At 40.2% G+C, this 20,653-nt stretch carries 16 protein-coding genes; 6 read left to right on the top strand and 10 right to left on the bottom strand.

The window, feature by feature from the left end; all coding sequences use genetic code 11:
• Positions 1–32 precede the first annotated feature (32 nt).
• The 4 genes from GLIP_RS18905 (at position 33) to GLIP_RS18890 (ending at position 3,964) form a co-directional block, all read left to right on the top strand.
• Positions 33–818, top strand: coding sequence for a sterol desaturase family protein (locus tag GLIP_RS18905; RefSeq protein WP_040523645.1), 786 nt, complete (start codon positions 33–35; stop codon positions 816–818).
• Positions 819–1,149: 331 nt separating this feature from the next.
• On the top strand, positions 1,150–1,545 hold the full coding sequence (locus GLIP_RS18900; protein WP_008846305.1) for a DUF3718 domain-containing protein: 396 nt from the start codon (positions 1,150–1,152) through the stop codon (positions 1,543–1,545).
• Between the two features lie 276 nt (positions 1,546–1,821).
• Entirely contained in the window at positions 1,822–3,447 is a 1,626-nt protein-coding gene (locus GLIP_RS18895; RefSeq protein ID WP_008846304.1) for an endonuclease, read from the top strand.
• 97 nt (positions 3,448–3,544) lie between these two features.
• Positions 3,545–3,964 (top strand): hypothetical protein, encoded by a 420-nt coding sequence (locus GLIP_RS18890; protein WP_008846303.1) that lies wholly within the window; start codon positions 3,545–3,547, stop codon positions 3,962–3,964.
• Between the two features lie 52 nt (positions 3,965–4,016).
• Here the strand turns inward: GLIP_RS18890 and GLIP_RS18885 are convergent, their stop codons facing one another.
• The 4 genes from GLIP_RS18885 to GLIP_RS18870 all read right to left on the bottom strand — a co-directional run bounded on the left by GLIP_RS18885 (position 4,017) and on the right by GLIP_RS18870 (position 7,372).
• Positions 4,017–4,793, bottom strand: a complete 777-nt coding sequence (locus GLIP_RS18885) for a BPSS1780 family membrane protein (protein ID WP_008846302.1) — start codon at positions 4,791–4,793, stop codon at positions 4,017–4,019.
• A 167-nt stretch (positions 4,794–4,960) separates the two neighbouring features.
• On the bottom strand, positions 4,961–5,668 hold the full coding sequence (locus GLIP_RS18880) for a sulfite exporter TauE/SafE family protein (RefSeq protein ID WP_008846300.1): 708 nt from the start codon (positions 5,666–5,668) through the stop codon (positions 4,961–4,963).
• Positions 5,669–5,820: 152 nt separating this feature from the next.
• On the bottom strand, positions 5,821–6,591 hold the full coding sequence (locus GLIP_RS18875) for an SDR family NAD(P)-dependent oxidoreductase (RefSeq protein WP_008846299.1): 771 nt from the start codon (positions 6,589–6,591) through the stop codon (positions 5,821–5,823).
• 64 nt (positions 6,592–6,655) lie between these two features.
• Positions 6,656–7,372 carry a FadR/GntR family transcriptional regulator gene (locus tag GLIP_RS18870; RefSeq protein WP_008846298.1) on the bottom strand — a complete coding sequence of 239 codons (717 nt, stop codon included), beginning with the start codon at positions 7,370–7,372 and terminating at the stop codon, positions 6,656–6,658.
• A gap of 341 nt (positions 7,373–7,713) precedes the next feature.
• Between GLIP_RS18870 and GLIP_RS18865 the strand changes: the two genes are divergently transcribed.
• Positions 7,714–9,342 (top strand): sodium:solute symporter, encoded by a 1,629-nt coding sequence (locus GLIP_RS18865; RefSeq protein WP_008846297.1) that lies wholly within the window; start codon positions 7,714–7,716, stop codon positions 9,340–9,342.
• Between the two features lie 444 nt (positions 9,343–9,786).
• Here the strand turns inward: GLIP_RS18865 and GLIP_RS18855 are convergent, their stop codons facing one another.
• Positions 9,787–10,827: a glycoside hydrolase family 43 protein gene (locus GLIP_RS18855; RefSeq protein WP_008846295.1), complete on the bottom strand. Its 1,041-nt coding sequence runs from the start codon at positions 10,825–10,827 to the stop codon at positions 9,787–9,789.
• 119 nt (positions 10,828–10,946) lie between these two features.
• Between GLIP_RS18855 and GLIP_RS18850 the strand changes: the two genes are divergently transcribed.
• Positions 10,947–11,942 carry an arabinan endo-1,5-alpha-L-arabinosidase gene (locus GLIP_RS18850; RefSeq protein WP_052155019.1) on the top strand — a complete coding sequence of 332 codons (996 nt, stop codon included), beginning with the start codon at positions 10,947–10,949 and terminating at the stop codon, positions 11,940–11,942.
• 128 nt (positions 11,943–12,070) lie between these two features.
• On the opposite strand, the gene GLIP_RS18845 is transcribed toward GLIP_RS18850, so the two are convergent.
• The 5 genes from GLIP_RS18845 to GLIP_RS18825 form a co-directional block, all read right to left on the bottom strand.
• Positions 12,071–12,502 carry an FKBP-type peptidyl-prolyl cis-trans isomerase gene (locus GLIP_RS18845; RefSeq protein WP_008846293.1) on the bottom strand — a complete coding sequence of 144 codons (432 nt, stop codon included), beginning with the start codon at positions 12,500–12,502 and terminating at the stop codon, positions 12,071–12,073.
• Between the two features lie 87 nt (positions 12,503–12,589).
• Entirely contained in the window at positions 12,590–15,046 is a 2,457-nt protein-coding gene (locus GLIP_RS18840; RefSeq protein ID WP_008846292.1) for a glycoside hydrolase family 127 protein, read from the bottom strand.
• 15 nt (positions 15,047–15,061) lie between these two features.
• Positions 15,062–16,006 carry a glycoside hydrolase family 43 protein gene (locus GLIP_RS18835; protein WP_008846291.1) on the bottom strand — a complete coding sequence of 315 codons (945 nt, stop codon included), beginning with the start codon at positions 16,004–16,006 and terminating at the stop codon, positions 15,062–15,064.
• Between the two features lie 11 nt (positions 16,007–16,017).
• A complete protein-coding gene (locus tag GLIP_RS18830) occupies positions 16,018–17,361 on the bottom strand; it encodes an MFS transporter (RefSeq protein ID WP_008846290.1) in 1,344 nt (447 codons plus the stop codon).
• A 309-nt stretch (positions 17,362–17,670) separates the two neighbouring features.
• Positions 17,671–20,346 (bottom strand): TonB-dependent receptor, encoded by a 2,676-nt coding sequence (locus GLIP_RS18825; RefSeq protein ID WP_008846289.1) that lies wholly within the window; start codon positions 20,344–20,346, stop codon positions 17,671–17,673.
• Between the last annotated feature and the right edge of the window lie 307 nt (positions 20,347–20,653).

The raw sequence follows: 20,653 nt of genomic DNA, 5'->3' as shown, positions 1-20,653 counted from the left end.
GCCCATACAGCCGCACACGACAGGAGCAAAATATGCCTACACCACTTGAAATTTTATTTGATCCATTATCTTTAGGTTTACTTGCGTTATATGCATTTCTCATGCTTTTAGAAGCATTGAAACCAGCAAGAGAGCTAAACAAAGTTAAAGGTTGGATACCACGAGCCATGCTTACCTTTACTGTCTATTTTTATCTTGCCAGCTATTTACCACTATTGTGGGACAAATATCTGATTGAGTACCAACTGTTTAATATTGAAAGCATCAATGTTTATGCTAGCACTTTGATTGCGCTGCTTGTGTTTGAGTTTATGCTGTATGCTTGGCACCGCGCTATGCATCAAACTAACTGGTTGTGGCGTACATTTCATCAAATGCACCATAGCGTAGAACGTGTTGATACCTATGGCGCGTTCTATTTCAGCCCACTGGACATAATAGGTTTCACCTTGCTTGGTAGCTTGAGTTTAGTGGTAGTGGTTGGAGTAAGCCCAGAAGCAACAACCTACTTTTTATATATCACAATGTTTTTAGCAATTTTTCAACATACCAACATTCGCACCCCACAATGGCTAGGCTACATAATTCAGCGCCCCGAAAGCCACACCATCCATCATGGAAAAGGTATACATCGCTATAATTATTCAGATTTACCGATTTTTGACCTTTTATTTGGCACCTTCCGCAACCCTAAAGGCTATGAAGTTGAAGTTGGGTTTTATCAAGGAGCATCCAGCAAAGTATCAGAAATGCTCAGATGTCAGGATATTTCCATTAAAAAAGGTAAAATTAACAATCCTGTTCCTGCTTTGAAATGAGCCTTAGGTTCTTCAAAAAAGATTAAACTGCAACATTTAAGCTAAGTAAACACTCAAAAAAATGTTGCAGTTGATATGACCCCGACTTGACCTTGTTTTTTATTGCATCGCACCTGAATTGAACGATTTTCATACAAAACAACAAGTTAAATAAATGCTTTCTATCTTATGCAGATTTAATAAAAGGATTAAAGGGAAACGCTATGATTTTTACGTATTTGCTCACATACCAATGTATTCTCATCGCGCTATCGCTATTTTGGTTTTTCAAGTTTAATGCGCCCCATCGAAACACGCATACTTTTAAACTTTAATTTTTGAGGAAATAACCATGTTGAAAATAGTTAAAACTTCTATCTCTATCGCTGCTTTGTCTTTCATCTTTGCTGGACAAGCGCAAGCTGACGTAAATGAAGCTCTTAAGAACATCTGTACCATCGTACAAGCTGATGACAAAGGTGAATTACGTAAGAAAATGAAAATGGTTGAGTCTGATTACAGACTTAAGCTTCAAGATTACTATACGTCTGTAAGTTGTGGTGGTGAAAGTTTGATACGCACTGCGTTCAAAGCAGGTGCTGTTGAAACTGGTGAGCTGCTTGTGAAAAAAATGCCGAAAAGCCAATTAAATTCACCAGAAGCTGACGGTCTAACATTGAGAGCTTGGGTATCTGAACAAGGCCTAATGGATTCTCCTATTGCTACCGTTTTAAACGAGCGTATTTAACCATTAGCAACTAGTTACTCGCAGGATCACTCCCTGCTAACAGAAACGGCTCCGATTAAGGGGCCGTTTTTGTTTCTGCTGTTTTATTTCTATCCACACCATTCAGGTTTGTTAATTTACCGATTTATTCCGCTTTTTCAAAAGCAATCATTGACTAGAAAATGACCATATGGTCAACTATTTTACCAAGCGTCATAAAAAAACCATATTCATTCCGTATGGTTTTGCAGTTAAACAAAGCTCTTTAATTTTAACAATCAGCCAAAGAGAAAAAGAATGAAAAAACTAAGTACTTTGTTATTCAGTGCATTACTAATATCACAACTGGCTCATGGAAACGTAACTAATGGCGAATTTGAAGATTGGTCTAGTGGAACACCCGATAGCTGGACAACTATCGATAGCGGTATTTCAACCAGTGAATCAACCAGTGTTGTAAAAAGTGGCTCTAGTGCGGCAGCAATAAATGTAAATACAGCAACCCAAGGCTCAACAGATTTTCGCCAAAGTATTGCCGTCAACTCTGGGCAAACCATCGAGTTTAGTACCTGGGTTTACCATACTGAGGGAGGTATGCGAGCCCGCCTTTATGTTGACGGTTATCGGAACTACTCGAATGCAAGTATAACCAATCAATGGCAACAGCTTAGCTACACTTATACGGCTAATACTACAGGTAATATAGAAGTCGGTTTACGGTTTTACGATGTATCTGGGTTCGATGGTTCTGAAGTCGTTTATATTGACGACTTTCAACCTAACAGTGGCACAAATGGTGGTGGCACAGGCGGTGGAACTGGGGGTTGCCAAGTAAATAGCGGCAGCTTCGAACTTCTCACCGACAACTACGCATCAGAAACTAGTTGGGAAATCACAAACGCGCAATCTTCTGTCGAAGCATCAGGCTCAGGTTATGCCAATAATACCAGTTATAGTGAAGCATTATGTTTAGCCGATGGAGAATACACACTCACCATCAATGACGCTTACGGCGATGGGATATGTTGTAGTTATGGGAGTGGTTCATATGAACTCGTTATTGAGGGGACGTCGTTAACGAGTGGGGGTAATTTTGCTTCAAGCGAAACTTTTGTATTTACTCTGGGTAGTGGTGGAGGCACACCGCCAGACTTAACAGGCTATTATGCCGATGCGTCTGGGCTGACTGGCTACAATCTTAAAACTGCTTTGTACGATATTATTAAAGGTCATAGCTCTCAAGGGTATGGTGGTTTATGGACATTTTACAGTAGCAATTCCCTTGATCAATATTACGAAAATGATGGCAGTATTTTAGACATTTATGCAGAGCGTCCAAGTAGTAGCGATCCATATACTTATTCCCCGGTAAGCGATCAATGTGGTAACTATTCTGGTGAAGGAAGTTGTTATAATCGCGAACATTCCTTTCCTCGTAGTTGGTTTGGTGGTGCGATAGGGCCTATGAACTCAGACGTGCATCATATTTTTGCGACAGACGGCTACGTTAACTCAAAGCGCGGCAGTTACCCTTACGGAGAAGTCTCTAGTGCTACATATACTTCGCAAAACGGTTCTCTTCTGGGCTCAGCACGTTCTGGCTTAGGTTATTCAGGTACGGTGTTCGAGCCAATTGATGAATTTAAAGGCGATCTTGCGCGTGCCTATTTTTATATGGCTACTCGCTACGAAAATGTCATTTCTGCTTGGGAGTCAAATAGTTCATCTAGTGATGCGGCTTTAAATGGGAGTTCAAATCAGGTTTTTGAAAACTGGTTTATTGATATGCTAAAAACCTGGCATAACCAAGATCCAGTGAGCCAACTTGAGATTGATCGCAACGAAGCCGCTCACTCTTATCAAGGAAACCGTAACCCCTTTGTTGACCATCCTGAGTTTGTCGGAGAAATCTGGGGAAATTAACCCTTAGCAACAATCGATTAAAATAGTCAACGGCTCCATTGTGAGCCGTTTTTTCGTTTATAATACATATCATCACTTTCAAAAATGAGAATCTGCCTTGGACACAATCAATCAAACTGCACTGCAACAAGAATGGACGACATTGCAGTTTCAATACGACAGTTACGAGAAATTTTCGCTCATACTTAAACTATTCAGTGTGGTGTTATGCAGCCTTTTAGTGTTCCATTTGCAATTAGATTTTGTACTACCAATATTGTGCTTAATAATTTGGATGCTAGATGGCATTTGGAAAACGTTTCAAAGCAGAATTGGGGAGCGTTTGCTAGTAGTCGAAAAATCACTGCGAGATTCTATCCAAGAAAATGCGCTGCAATACAATACGCAATGGGAATTAAATCGTCCTAATTCAGTGAAGTTAATTGCAAACTATCTGAAAAACGCGCTAAGCCCAACGGTTTTTGTTCCGCACTTGGCAATAATCAGTTTAGCGCTAATTGGCACTTGCATTTCTTGAGGAGAAAACTGGAGACACCGTAACTTAGTGTCTCCAAATTATTAGAAGGGGATTACGACGCTTCTGTTAGGTAGATTGAACGGTAAGAGGTATACATTGATGTAAATATTAATGGCACAACAATTAGCAGACCTAATAGTAAAGGAATAGCACCTAAAATATACAAAACCAACATAACAATTCCGTAGATTAAAAATGGCAGAACATTTTTAAAGCATCCTAGAAAACTTTCTTTTATCGCCGCAAATACAGGCATGTCTTGTAACACGATAAGCGCAGGAGCAAACCAAACCGCCATTACCATAGGTAACATGAGTGCCATACCAACCAAGAACGACAACCAAAATTGCACGCCCATATCACTCGCATCAGCGTTACCTGCTAGCAGGTCCATGTACATAGACCCCATAGCGACAAACATAATGGCTATACTGACCACTGCAGCTAATAATGACAGGCCAATTAACCGACCTGCACGATACGAAAAGCCAGCAAATAAATATTTAATATCAAAAGGCTTTCCATCAAATGCAGCCTGACAACCTAACATAAGTCCACCCACCCAAATGTAGGTAAGAAACATACTAATAATTGAACCGATAAATGGAATGATATTGATCACTATGGCAACGATAAAGCCTACAATCATAGTAACAATCCACATCCCAATATCTTGTTTAAATAAACTAAAACCATCAGATATCCAAGTCATACCATCGCCAACAGGCCTTCCTGTCGGGCCTGAGTATACCCAAGTGCCTGCTGGAGCATCAGTAGCGGTTAAATCAGATTCAGGAGCTTGATATGGGCTGTTGTCGTTATTATCCATTTGCTAATTCCTATTTAGATGGCTTTGAACATCAAAAGTTGATGTTTTTGAATATGTTAACAGTTAAAACGAAATTATCATTAGATTGCTTATGATTTCAACTGTTATGCGAGAGATATAGCATTTTAAGTTTCTAATCATTTGATTTAGTGGCAGAAGCGTTCAATTTAAGGGTGAGAAAAAATCAACATTATTCCGGATAACATAGCAAGCGATAAGATTAAATGACGGATTAATTTTTCGTTTACTTTACTATTAAGCAAAAACCCAAAGAACCAACCCAATATAACTGCCGGAATACATTGCACAAATAATTTAAAGTCAGTTTCGTTCGCAGAGCCAGTTAACCATAAAACGAGAATACCGAATAAATTTATATAAACGAAAAAGATGCTGATATTTGCTTTAATTCTTTTTCGTTCTTCACTTTGATATAACAATCCCATCGGCGCACCTCCTGCGGAAGTGGTTGTGCCCATGAAACCAGAAACAACTGCTGCTACAAAATTACTTAATGCGGAAACTCTTGGAGTGTACCCTATCAAAGATAGCGCTACTGCGAATAGAATGGAGGCCCCGAAGAATAATTGATATTGGTAACTATCAATATACATCATTATGCTACCAGCAATTAATACCCCAATTGTGCCTCCCAGTATCGAATAACCAGTTTGCTTGATATTAATGTCAGCTCTGTGTTTTATAGTCAGCAACGAAGTGATTAATAATGCGTTTAGTATCATTGGGCCCGGCACTAATTCTGGCATTAATAAAAATAACACAGGTGCACATAGCAGTCCGAGGCCGAAGCCAATAACACTTTGCAGACATGCACCTGCTATTAACACCAAATAAATTAAGACCCATTCCGACACATACGCACCTTTGCAAAATATATAAAAGGGCCAACGTTTTATTTCAGCAACCCAAAAATAATTTTATATTACAATTTAATTTAATCCAACTTAAGATTTAATAATGATTTTAAATTTAAAGAATTAAACAAAAGACTTGCTTGGATAATTAATTAAGTCCAACCAGCATCAACGACAATGGATTGTGCAGTCATCATTTTACTATCGTCGGAGGCCAAGAAAAGTGCAGCATTAACAATATCATCAGGATACAAAGTGGCGTGAATACACTGCTCTTGCTGCACCTCTTTGACTATTTCAGGATCAAGCCAATGGGTCATTTGACGCTCAGTCATCACCCAACCAGGTATGAGAGTGTTCACTCTAATATTATGTTTGCCGTTTTCCGCGGCTAAAGTACGAGACAACCCTTCGATTGCGGCTTTTGCCGTCGTATAGGCGGGCATACAAGTTTGTTTTTTACGCCAACTTACCGAACCCAGATTGATAATACTACCTCCGCCTAAACGGATCATCTGTGGCACAATCGCTTGAGTAGAGAAGAAACAAGGTTTTAAGTTTACGGCAAAACGATCATCCCAATAATCGGAACTCATGTCTTCAAAGCTATGTCGAGTATCATCCGCCGCGTTATTGATTAGAACACCAATATCACCTTGTCGTTGGCCAGCATCTGCAATTGAGTTTTGTAACGCTTCTACATTACGAATATCACATTCAATAAAGTGCGGGGCACAAGAATATTGTTTTTTGAGCTTTTCACATAATTTAAGCCCTTTTTCTACGGCAGTATCGATAAAGGTTACCTTAGCTTGCTGTTGACAGAACCTTTCCACCATTACTTCACCGATACCTGCAGCACCTCCAGTAATAAAGACACTTTTTCCAGCTAAACTTGGATAGACCGCATTTTGTTTACTCAAACCTTAAAGTGCTCCCGAATTCTTGTTTATGATTTATCTAAATAAATTTATGACATTCTACAAATTAACTTTCTTGTGCTTTAATCTCATCTTCTATGACTGTCATAGCCTCATCTATCAAATAAACCATCAAGTTTTTGGCTCGCTCAACATTTCCTTCAGAAATGGCAATGTAGACTTTGTGGTGTTCCTCGACTATCGCCTCATTACTGCCTTTGGCAGGCGTTGTATGCTGAATACTTACGTTCAGAGCCGTTCGAATAAAATCCTTTAGTTGAGAGAAGAATCGGTTCCCGCTGGCTTGCAAAATCGCGGTATGAAACTCTAAATCGGCTTTATGTAAGTCACCATCAGGAGTTTGTGCAGCTGCTCGCATTCCCTCTAGCGCTTTTCCAATTTCAGCAATATCTTCTTTTGTGCCATATTTAGCAGCAAGAGCTGCAGCTTGGGGCTCAATGGCAAATCGCATTTGCAAAAATTCCCTTAAAACCGTTAGTGAAGGGCTACTAGCTAACATCCAAGTCAACACATTAGTATCATAAAAATTCCACTTTTCAGGTAACTCTATACGAATTCCTTGTCTTGGCTTTGATGAAATTAGGCCTTTTGCGGCGAGCATTTTAACCGCTTCTCTAACTGATGTTCTGCTTATACCATACTCTTCACATAACTGAGCTTCAGATGGAAAGCCCGTTTCATTGTTATAGCTACCATCGATGATCGCTTTTCCCAACTCGTTTGTTACTTGATCAGATAGATTTAGATTTGTTAATCGCGCCATTTAATCTCTCACTCAGCCGCTTGTTTATCGTATTATTATAAGTACTATTTAGCATGTTAACAAAGCCCCTTGAATAAACAATCTTTTACTTTTTAAACACTCATACTTCATCGTATAAACTTGCACAAACGTTATTTAAGCAAGTGAATACCAGCAAACAATAGTGAGACTATCTGATTTTTGAAAAAGCTGTTTTTGTCGTAGAGCATACTCACCTTTCCTGAGAAAAAAACATGCATTAACTGATTGTTAACAAATACACTTCACTTCCCTTCAATTGTATTATAATATTTCATATTAGATAACAATATCGATATTATTGAATTATAAGTGAATTACATATGGTTGAGTTAAGCACGTTAGACTGGATAGTATTAGCTGGTTTTTTTGTCCTTCTGCTTGGTGTGGTCGTTATGTCGATGCGCCAGAAGGAAGAAGACACAGCAGATTATTTTTTAGCAGGTAGAAACGCTAGTTGGCTTGTGATTGGTGCATCTATATTTGCATCGAATATAGGCTCAGAACATTTAGTTGGATTATCTGGTGCGGGGGCTCAGTCGGGTATGGCGTTAGCCCATTGGGAACTTCAATCATGGATAATATTGTTGCTGGGTTGGGTGTTTGTTCCTTTTTATTGGAGCAGCAAAGTTTACACCATGCCGGAGTTCCTCGAACGCCGTTATAACGCTTCTTCTCGCACCTTCTTATCGGTAATTTCACTCATTAGTTATGTATTAACCAAGGTGGCAGTAACGGTTTATGCCGGTGGCATAGCGTTTAAGACGATATTGGGTATTGAGAGTATTTGGGGGATTGATTTTTTCTGGATATCAGCCCTAGGCTTAGTCATCATAACTGGGATATACACTGTTTTAGGTGGCATGAAAGCGATCATGTGGACTTCAGTGTTGCAAACGCCTGTTCTGATAATAGGTTCGGTGGTTATTTTAGTTGTCGGCTTAGACAAAGTGGGTGGGTGGTCAGAAGTCGAACGCTTGAATGATGCTAACATGCATCTTATTCGTTCCGCATCAGATCAAGAGTTTCCCTGGCCTGGTATTATCTTCGGATCTTTTATTATCGGTTTCTGGTATTGGTGTACTGATCAATACATTGTGCAACGAGTGTTGTCTGCAAAAGGTATAAAAGAAGCTAGGCGAGGCACCATGTTTGCAGGTTACTTAAAGCTGTTACCAGTATTTATATTCTTAGTTCCGGGCATGATTGCTTATGCACTAAAAGCAAAAGGTATCATTAGTTACGACAGTGCAGATCAGGCATTTCCAACCCTAGTTTCAGAACTTTTACCATCAGGTGTGAAAGGCATAGTGATTGGTGGATTAGTAGCTGCCTTGATGAGCTCATTGGCATCGCTATTTAATTCATCTGCCACTCTATTTACGATCGATTTTTATAAAAAGTTTAAGCCCGAGTCTTCAGAAAAACATCTTCTAAAAGTAGGCAGGTTGGCCACTATTGCGATTGTAATCCTAGGTATACTTTGGATTCCGGTAATGAGCCTAATTGCAGATGTTTTATATGAATACCTACAAAGTGTGCAATCGCTTATTGCGCCGGGAATTGCCGCTGTCTTTTTACTCGGTTTAGTAAGTAAACGCATTACACCTAGCGCAGGGTTTATTGGCTTAGTTTCTGGCTTCGTGCTTGGCATGATACGCCTTGTAATGCTGCCGTTTAGAGAGTCTCTACAGGACAGTAGCTTTTCGTGGATAGTCACGATGAACTGGTTATATTACTGCATTTTATTATTCGTAGTGGTAGTGGCAATCATGATCATCGTAAGTGTATTTACGCAACGTGCTAGTGATGAAAAACTAAAAGGCCTGACGTTTTCTACCCTAGACAAAGGGACTTACAAAGAGGTCATTGCCGGTTTAGACAAATGGGATTACATTCATACTGCTGGGATAATTGGAATTACATTCTTTATCTATATTCGTTTTTGGTAATTCGCGGGACTAAAGTCCCGCCTACAGGTATAAAACGGAATTTATGCCATTCAACCCTAAGTTGTAGAATAGGATTTATCCCATAATACTTCTCAAATTTAATGTGCGGGACTAAAGTCCCACCTACAGGTATAAAACGGAATATATGCCATTCAACCCTAAGTTGTAGCATGGGATTTATCCCATAATAATTCTCAAATTTAATGTGCGGGACTAAAGTCCCGCCTACAGGTATAAAACGGAATATATGCCATTCAACCCTAAGTTGTAGCATGGGATTTATCCCATAATAATTCTCAAATTTAATGTGCGGGATTAAAGTCCCGCCTAGAGGTATAAAACGGAATATATGCCATTCAACCCTAAGTTGTAGCATGGGATTTATCCCATAGTACTTCTTAAATTTAATGTGCGGGACTAAAGTCCCACCTTCAGGAATAACGCCTAATCTGCTTTACTTGGCTGTAAAACAGGAAACCCTTCGGCATCCCAATAAATTATACGTGCTCTAGCATGGCGGTTAGGATCGGTTAACGGAGTGCCTTGCAACGCTTTATAATCACGACTGTGATATATCATCAAATCAGTTTCCCCGTCTTCAGCTTTCACAAAACTGTTATGGCCAGGTCCAAACCGTCCCACATTTTCATTGGTAGTGAAAATAGGCTCACGACGTTTTTGCCAACTATTTGCTTGGAGTAAATCTGCGTCGATATCTGCCCAAATCAACCCCATAGCATAACGATCATCGGTCGCGCTCGCCGAGTAAGTCATCATCACTTTATTATTACGAATAATAACAGCCGCGCCTTCATTGACTTTATATCCTCGAGTCTCCCAATCAAAGGTGGGTTCTGTTATTGCTACAACCGGCAGTTTGATTGAAGTAGGGGAATCCATTTCAGCAATCCACAATGCTGAATTATAAGTGCGATCTTCATCTTGTTGCGCCCACACTAAATACCGTTTACCTCTATGCTCAAACGTTGTGGCATCAAGAGAGAATGAGTCTAAATGTGTGTCAATTTTACCGACTTCTTGCCATTCACCTAGCATCGGATCAGCATGTACATTCTTTAAAGCATACATGCGAATGCTAAAGGGTTTGTCGATGTCGCCTGCTGCAAAGTAAATATACCAGTCACCGTTCACTTCATGCAGTTCAGGAGCCCAAATATTTACACTCATTGGCCCTGCCGCTTTCTTTTTCCAAATAACTTTCGGTGTCGCCAATTTTAAGTCATTCAAGCGACATGCTTGTCGTAATTCAATTTCATCAAACCTGGGTGACGTCCCAATAAAAGTGTAACAACCACTTTTTTCATGCCTAACTAACCAAGGATCTGCTCGCTGTAATACGATAGGATTATCAATGAGTGTGACTGTCTCACTGAGATTAGGTTCGGCACTAGCTGAGCAGCAAAAAGTTAAGGTAATAAATGTACCTATTTTTTGAATAAATGTATGTTTCTGCGATTTTTTCATGGCGATTACCTCACTAATAAATTTAAGTTATCGTTTTAAATATTAATATTGTATTACAAATATTAATTAATTGCTGCTAAACTAGACTCGTTAATTTTTTGCATTTAGAAGGTTTAAAAATGAATCTGTACACTCCTAATTTCTTTTGCATGTTGGCTGCATTGCTAACGAGTATCTGTGCATGTGTTCAAGCAAAACAGGTTGAAGTGCATGACCCGGTCATGACAAAAGAAGGTGATACTTATTATGTTTTCAGTACTGGTCCAGGCATTACTTACTACCAGTCAACCGACTTAAAAAACTGGACATTAACCGGTCGCGTGTTCCCAGATCAGCCAAGTTGGACTAAGCGAGTTGCGCCAGAATTTGAAGGACATTTATGGGCTCCCGATGTCTACCAAAAAAATGGCTTATTCTATTTGTATTATTCGGTCTCTGCGTTTGGCAAAAACACTTCAGGTATCGGTGTCACAGTAAACAAAACCTTAAACCCAGACTCACCCGATTATCGGTGGGTTGATCATGGTATTGTGATTCAGTCACAGCCCAATCGAGATAACTGGAACGCGATAGATCCAGCCATTATTGAGGATGAAAACGGCACCGCATGGATGAGTTTTGGTTCATTTTGGGGTGGTCTGAAGTTAGTTAAGCTAGATGATGATTTAGTGCGTCTTGCACAACCAGAAGAATGGCATACTATTTCACGACGCGATGGAGTTGGTGCAGTTGAAGCGCCCTACATATTCAAAAAAGACGATTTTTATTATCTTTTTGTATCTTTTGATTTCTGCTGTCGAGGCATGCAAAGCACTTATAATATCCGAGTAGGACGTAGTAAAAATATCAAAGGGCCCTATTTCGATAAGCAGGGAAAATCCATGTTGGATGGGGGTGGTTCAGTTGTGTTGGAAGGCAATGACAATTGGGTTGCTTTGGGTCATAACTCAGCATATACGTTTGATGGAACAGATTACCTGGTTACACACGCCTATGAAAGTGCCGATAAAGGCAAACAAAAGTTACGTATTCTGCCAATGGACTGGAAAGATGGTTGGCCAGTAGTTGACCCTACTGACTTAGATAACCATACGACACACCTGCTAGAGAAATAACGTAAAGGGTGTATCAAAAAATAGTTTTGGCTTTTGTTCTAGTGAACGTGATTACTTCTCTTTGAGTGAAGGCCATCGCTATTCAATATTGGGAAACACTTACCCCATTCAAATATGGCACCAAGGGTTTACTCAAAACTAATTAAACGAACATCAACTATCATCACTGTATTGGGGCCAATTTTACTTCTATTCCCTTTCTTTCCCCATGCTAGCTCTGGCGGAATGACAAATTCAAAGCGCGAACCTACGGGCATCAACTGTATTCCTTCACGCAGTCCTTCTATCGCTTCTTCTAAACTGAACTCTTCTGGAATGCCAGTTTTATAAGTGTCATCAATTACGCTGCCATCGGCTAAGAGAATACGTTGATTGACTCTAACTATATTCGGTATTTGTGGCTTTTGACCGTCACTCATGTCGATGATCGTGTACAACAACCCACTGCCTGTGGCACTCACGTCAGCCCGCCCCTGATATTTATTTATAAAGTCCGCCGTAAGGTTTTTATTATGTCCTGTTGAGCCTTTTGCAGTCTTTTTTTGTTTCTGTTTACCCATACATATATGTCGCTTTTAATCTTGTGGAGTAGAATGAAAAAAGCCGGTCAAAACCGGCTTACACATTGTATATATTTTGCTGCGTCACTAATTTGATAGCAAGCGAATTCCGTAAATACCTCCAGCAATAGAGTGTTGCTTTGCTTCGAACCTTAATACCAGTTTCGTAGCATTTTGCATGGCGTCAGTTAATGGATAATCAACTTGATAGAATTCTTCACCTTCTGCGATTACTGGCAAACTAACATCGGCCAATATTTCATCGTTCAATTTAATTCTAAAACGCCGGTCCACATCTCCTTTAAAGTAAGTAATACGCAACCTTTTAGCTCGTTGTTGATGATTGCTTAGTTCATATTCAAACCAGCCAGACGCATCACGCCAATGCTTACCAGCATTCACTCCCGCACGAGTATCTTGACCTTTGAAGTTATGTTCTACTTCAGGTTGTTGCTCTCCCGGTGTGATTATATCTACAGTAATAGCACGTAACCGTTCTTCAATTTCCGCTTGCGCTTTAGCGTCATCTACAAACTGTTCAAATGCTTGATCGTTTAACTGCGGCCAATAAATTTGATAGCGACTATCGTGCAATCGGAAAAAGGGAATTAAACGCTTAGTTAGAGCTTGATCATCAGGGGTGTTACCAATTGCAAAATGTTCAGTGCTAGTAAACGCCAACTGCACGGAATCGCTACGTTTGAGCGAACCGACGAACGTTTCAGGATCTCCTAATATCACCGGCAGTGCCTCTGGCGGACACACAGGTCCAGAAGCAATGTGACCCATACGACTATCATCTGCCACAAAGCTCAGTTCCTCATTATCAAACGCTTGAACTTGAGTGGCTAATACCACTGGACCATACAAAACTGCATAATAATTTTGCCCGTCTGGCAATTGCTCAGTAGATAAGCCGGCCGCCAATTCAAAACTTAATTCATCGCCATCCTGCCAGTTTTGTTGAATCTGAATATAGCCTTCATTTTCTACATAATTAATTTTTTCACCGTTTTTAAACATCGAGATATCGTGACTGAACCATGCAGGTTTGCGAATGTTAAGCACGAATTCACCCATTTGCTTTTCGGCTAATTGGTGTAGTTTTATCACCACGTTTTGACTGTCAGGAAACTGGGTTTCAAGGGTTAATTTCAAACCTTTTTCTGGCCATCTCAACGTCGAACTTATAAACAGGTTAACCGACAGGTTATCCACAGAATGCGAATAAATTAATTCACCATATTTACTATGATTTTCAATGCCTGATCCTACACAACACCACATTGAATCCTGCACTGATGAATACATCCGATAATGTCCAGGGCGCATTGAAGTGAAATAAACTAGTCCACCATGTTCTGGATGTTGTGATGAGAGAATATGGTTATAAGTAGCCCTTTCGTAATAATCTAAATAGCGGGTATCGGCAGTTTGTAAAAATAACAACTTGCTAAGTTTGATCATATTGTAGGTATTGCAAGTTTCAGGTCCTTCCGGATCTTCCACCATAGGACTGAAATCTGCTGCATCGTGAAAATGCTCGCGTACGCTGTTACCGCCAATGGCCACTGACCGCTGTTTGGTTACTGTTTCCCAGAAAAACCTTGCTGCTTCTTTCCAACTTTCATCGTTATTTAATTGCGCGACTTTAAGAGCGCCAATAATTTTCGGGATTTGCGTATTAGCATGTAATCCATTTAATTCATCTTTATGAGCTACCAATGGGTCGATGATTCGTTTATGAGAAAATTTACGCGCTAGTTCTAGATAGGCTTTATCACCACTGATTGTGGACATATCGGCGAACACTTCGTTCAAACCACCGTGTTCTGAATACAGCATTTGTTGGATTTGCTCGTCACTAAGATTATTGGTGACATCCAACATCCACTGCCCCAACGACAGCAGCATGGTTTTGGCTTGTTCGCTGTTGGCAATAAGATAAGCATCGCGTAAGCCGTGGAAAATTTTGTCTATGTTGTACAAGGGTACCCAGCGGTCGTTTAGACTAAACAGGTCGGCTTTAATATTTCCCTGTTTTATTTCATCCCACATAACCTTGCCATTTGGAATCCCCCCTAGATACCCACCATTGGCATTTTGTGCTTTTTGCAATTCATTTAGCATATAATCTAGACGGCGTTTCAATTCAGTATCTTGAGTCGCTGCCCACGCCAAACTCAAGGCACTTAAATAATGCCCACCAATATGACCGTCTAAACCGGTGTTTTCCCAATTACCATAAGAGTCTACTTTCGGTTCTAGACCGGCTTCACGCAAATAGGGAGCTAATAGTTTGTCTGGTTGTATGGCCAATAAATAACCCACATTAGTTTGTTGAGCGTGAGCAAATGGGCCATCAAAAATACTTACTTGTTGTAAATTAAATAGTTGTTGTTTACCAACCGGTTGTTTGTGCAGGGCAGATTGTTCATACGCAGAATTTTCGCTACCTTGATTGTCGCAGCCAATAAGACTAAGGGTAAAAAAACAGGCGCACATAAAAGTGCGCAAGTTGGGAGAGGTTAATATAATTTTCATGTTCTTCACGTCACTTTAAGGTTGACCCGGTTTACCAAAGACAGGCATACCATTGTCATCCCAAAGCAATCGTTTGATAAAAGTATGACGATCAGGATTCCATAACGGGTCGCCTTCTATTTCGGTATATTGCCGACAGTGATAAACCAAAATATCGTTGCCATCCTCGTCTTGCGTAAAGCTATTGTGGCCAGGACCAAACATTGACAAAGGTTCGTTACTTCGAAATACCGGCTCTAACTCTTTAGTCCAACTTTTAGGGTCCAACAAATCCGAATCTAAATCGGCATGCAGCAATCCCATCGCATAATTTTCGTCGGTAGCGCTGGCAGAATAAGTTAAAAATATTTTGCCATTGCGTTTAAGTATATTCGCGCCTTCGTTTACCCAAAAGCCAATGATTTCCCAGTCCAATTCGGGAACGCTTAAACGCGTAATGTCACCTTTAATTTTGATAGGTGTTTCCATTTTGGCTAGGTACAAATTGGAATTACCTCGTATCCCTGGTTCTTTTTGCGCCCAGCAGTAGTAGAGCTCGTCATTGTGATAAAACGAGGTTGCATCTAAACAAAATGTATCAAACGGTGTTTCAATTTGTCCGCAAAAATCCCAGTCCCCATCAATTGGATTGTCTGCCTTAGTGGTAATGGCATACATACGATGTTGAAATAAATCGTCTTTAATTTCTCGGCTCGGTGCTGCTGCAAAATACACATACCAAGCATCATCGTTAAAGTGAATTTCTGGCGCCCAAATTAATTCAGAATACGGGCCAGTTTCAGGTTTCATCCATACCATTTTTGTTTTTGCTTCGGCCAAACCTTCAAGGGTTTTCGAACGGCGCAACTCAATTCCATCGTATGCTGGCACTGACGCCGTAAAATAATAATACCCATCCGTGTGCTTGTGGATATAGGGATCGGCGCGTTGCGGAATCAGGGGCGTAGGAATCGCAGTCATAAAAACCTCTTTTAACTTTTTTCGGGTAAACGCTGTGTTTTCACCATGTTGGTGTAATAGTCATCTGATATTTTGTACTTGAATAAAATCAAGCCTAAGAGCGCATGGAAAATACCTGGGATAATCGTCAACATCAGTGCTAAACCTACTAAGGTATAATCACTTTGCTGTACGTTAGGTTCATAGTTGAAAAATGCCAATAACAAACCGCCAGTAAGGCCAGCTAAACCACCACCGGCTTTCTGACAAAACGAAATGCCACCAAAGGATAACCCTGAGGCGCGAACACCGTCTTTGATTTCACCGTAATCCACCGCTTCTGCGATAGCGGACCAAAAAACTGGCGCATGCAAATCCACTACAAAACACAAAATAATATAGAGTGAAAAAGCAAGCACTATGTCACCAGGTTGAACAGTGAAAAACATCGCAATTGAAATTAACAAAACGGCTATTTGTGACCAGCGAAACAACTTGATTTTGCAATAGCGTTTAGTTATCCAGGTACTGGCTACCATAGAAACAATCGACGCAGCGATTCCAGCACTTGTGAATGTGCCAGCCAAATCTGGTGCATTTAAATAATATTTGGCATAGTACATGGCCACACTGCCACGAATGGCATAACCCAAAGTACCTAGAACACAGGCAGCACACAATAATAGCCACTGGTCATTTTTGAGTAGTACTTTGAGTTGTGTTAGCACGCTTTCTTTTTGAGGTTCATGAATGATGCGTTCTTTGGTGGTAAAAAAACAAAACAAGAACAAACCAACACCGCAGGCTGACACCAAAATCATTGCTAAACGATAGCCTTCTGCTAAGTTTTCGCCGCCCCATTTGGTTGCCAACAATGGCACTGAAAACACGATCACTACGTTCGCAATTTTAGCAAAGAACATGCGGTAGCCGTTTGCAGACAAGCGTTCTTGCGGGTCAGCCGTCAACACACCGATATATGAGATATAAGGGATAGCGACACCAGTGAACATTAAAGTGGCAAATAGATAAGTTACGTAAGCCCAAAGCAGCTTCATGTTGTAGTCGAAATCAGGGGTGGTAAAAAGCAACACTACAGAAACGCCATATGGTACTGATAAAAATAAGAACCAGTGTCTAAATTGACCCCAACGGGTTTTGACTTTGTCGGTAATGACTCCCATGAGCGGATCGGTAAACGCGTCAACGAAACGAGCGACTAAAAACAAAATTCCCATATCGACTGGATCTAAACCATAAATATCGGTGTAAAAAAACGACATAAAGAAAAATAAAGCTGCAACCATGACATTGACTGCCATATCACCTGCGCCAAATCCGATTTTTTCTACGTGGGATAATTTTTGAGAAGCCATACCGCTGTGCCCGAGTTATAAACCAAACCTTGACGATTCAAGAATGCGGTTTGAAGAATAAATATTAGTCACGTTATACACTGTTTTGTTAAGGAAATAATATGCGTTCAATGTATTTGCAAACTAAATGTTAATTTTCCAAATATACTATTATCATACTAATAAAAATACAAGTAGTTTCGTTTATAATTGTGAGTAGTGAAGGGATGTCAATAAGCCTTGATTGATTCCAAAAGAAGAATTTTTACGAGCGTATTAAAAAAGGCCCTAATCGAACGATTAAGGCCTAATCAATAACGTTAAGCAGTTTTACAATCTTGCTCGAACACCGATAGAGAAAGTTCGATCTCTTATGTAAGTATCTCTAGGGTATAAAGTCGCATCAGCAGATGAATCGCCACCGAAATAATCATTTGCAACATCATCCGTTAAGTTAGTGCCATCCAAAGAGATAGTCCAATGTTCATTCACATCATAATTGATTGAAAAATCTAATGATTTAATAGGCTTATGTACCACAGATTTACCCGGTTGGTCACCAGCTTCGTTAAAGCTACCAAACCACTCACTACGCCAATTATAAGCTAAACGTGCAGATACACCGTCTTTTTCGTACATCAATACTGCGTTATAAGATTCATCCGAAACATTAGGTAACGGCTCCATAACACCCGCAGCGTTTTCCGCTTCCGCGTCAATAAACGTGGCATTAATTTGCATACCTAAACCAGATAATAAACCAGGGAGATTATCGAAGAATTGCGTATAAGCCAGTTCAGTCCCAGTCATGGAACCTGCACCACTATTGACCGGACGAGTAATTGAAAACTCCTCGCCATTGACTGTTTCACGATTTGCTACTGACTTAACATATCCATCAATATCACGATAAAAATAGCTCGCGGTTAAAGATCCTGCATCGTTAAAATACCATTCGGCAGACAAATCAAAATTTTTCGACTCTACCGCTTTTAACTCAGGATTTCCGCCATCACCATAACCCAATGTGGCAGTTTCAGAGGGTAAGAAATACGAAACACTTGGATTCAATTGTGCAAACGCAGGTCGACTAATAGTTTCACCATACGCGGCACGAAGATAAACTTCGTCAGTTACTTCCAAGCGCAAGTTTACAGCAGGTAACAACTGATTGTTGCTGGTACTTACTGTAATGGGGCTAACCACACCATCAGTGATGCTGTTACCGTTAAGCTCAGTTTTTAAAGTCACGTAACGTACCCCAAACTGACCATCTAATACCATATCACCAAATTCTTGAGTAAAATTAGCTTGCGCATAGGCTGCATAATTTTTTTCAGTATTATCGTAATAACGTGCAGGGAGGAAGTCAGGATCATCAGGCGAGTAACCCATCGCGGTTCTAATTTCAGCTCGGTTAGCTAAAATATAGTCGGCATTTGGGGTGAGCCATTGAGTGTTATTTAATTGGGTAACATCACTCATATAACCTGTTGGGGTATAGTCAGCCATGCCTGGAAATTCAGATAGAAACACATCACGACCAGATATATTGCCTCTGCCGCCAGAATCTGCTTCTTGATTAAACGCCGTGCGTTTGCTCAAACGCACACCGAAATCCACTGAGGTGATCCACGAATCTAAACCATAATTAGCATCTATCGTCCAATCAACCGCGTCTCCCTCTTGACGACTGAGCTGATCGAAATTAGTAAATAATAAGTACTGACTTTCATCGGTCATATCGTAGGGATTACCATCTGCATCCAGAATTTCCACATCGGAAATGCCTGCTCCATTTTTGGAATAATCGTAGTTAATAGTGTCTGCAAAGAAACCTAAATCAAGAATAAAACCACGATAATCCGCTGAGCTATCAGTGAATGCTAAATCAGATTTCACCGTCATATTGTCAAATAACCACTTTCCACCAATCGCGTATTGATAGGTATCCGAGGCGTTATAAAAGGATTGGTTACTGGTTATCGTGCCAGGTGCATCTGGACGCACGACACTTTGCGCTACGTTAGTACCTTCTTTATATTCGGTTACATAGCCCTGACCCCAGCCGCCCCAATCCGGTAATGGTACCCAAAAGTTTAGCTGGCTATTTTGCTCATATTGCACGGCAAAAAAGTCAAAATAATACATGCTGTTTGAATTTGGTTCCCACTGAAAAGTCACGTTAGCCGAATCTCTGACACGGTCTCCATAACGGAAATACCCGCCTATAACGTTAGGTGCCAGTGCTGCTTCCCCTTCAACATTTAATGGTACAGAGTTGGGATTATTTACCACTGCATCGGGCAGAGTGAATGGTGCAGTGACAAAGTTTACTTGATCCATAAAATCGCGATCTTGATGAGATACGCTAACTAAAGCACCAAAGCGGCCCGCATCCGAGTTCCAATTATTATTTAGAGTTACACTGCCAATCGGATTCCACTCTTCTGCTTCATCACTGTATTCATAACGCAAGCCACCAGCGGCAGAAAAGCCTTCGTCGAAATCGAAGGGTTTTCTTAGCTGTACATCAATAGAACCTGCAATTCCACCTTCAAAATCCGAAGCACTTTGCGATTTTTTAACATCAACTTTGTACACTAAGTCTGCTGGAATATCCGCCAGCGCAATTGATCTACCCGTTGTGGTGAAGATATTGCGATTATTCATTGTAGTAACAACATCGGGTAAACCACGAATCAGTACTGTATTTACTTCACCATTTGTTCGCTCTACTTGAATCCCGGTGACTCGTTGCAATGCAGCCGCCACGCTATTGTCAGGTAGTTTACCAATATCTTCTGCAACAATAGCATCGACAATAGTTGCACTATTCATTTTGATATTCTTTGCGGAAACAAGACTAGCTCGAACCCCACGTACATCAATGACTTCAACATTGTCTTCATCAGAACTAGTTGAATTTTGACTTTCTTGTGCGTATACAGCTTGGCTAGACAGCGCCAGAACTATGGCAGCAGCTAAACGAGTTCGGTCAAACATAAAATGTTTTCTCCATTTGATAATTATTATCTGGAATACAAAAGGGCTAAACCTTTTAATCTTGTGAATTAAGCGTTAAGAGCACGCTGAAAGTTGTGATTATTTTGTTAATCAATTAAGTATTATACTATTGTATGACATATATGGTGTCAACCTGCAAATATGATTAATTTACAAGTTTATAGTTCGAACTAGTTGCCTTTCGAATCAAATATTTCAGATTAAAGAAAGTAATTTATAGTCTGTCTAAAAAACAAAAAACCTCGCAATGCGAGGTTTTAAAAAAGTTACTGTAATATTTTGTCTA

The organism is Aliiglaciecola lipolytica E3, from assembly GCF_000314975.1.
Classification (GTDB): domain Bacteria; phylum Pseudomonadota; class Gammaproteobacteria; order Enterobacterales; family Alteromonadaceae; genus Aliiglaciecola; species Aliiglaciecola lipolytica.
Note: the sequence above shows the minus strand (reverse complement) of the source record. Positions and strands in the feature narration are given on the sequence as shown.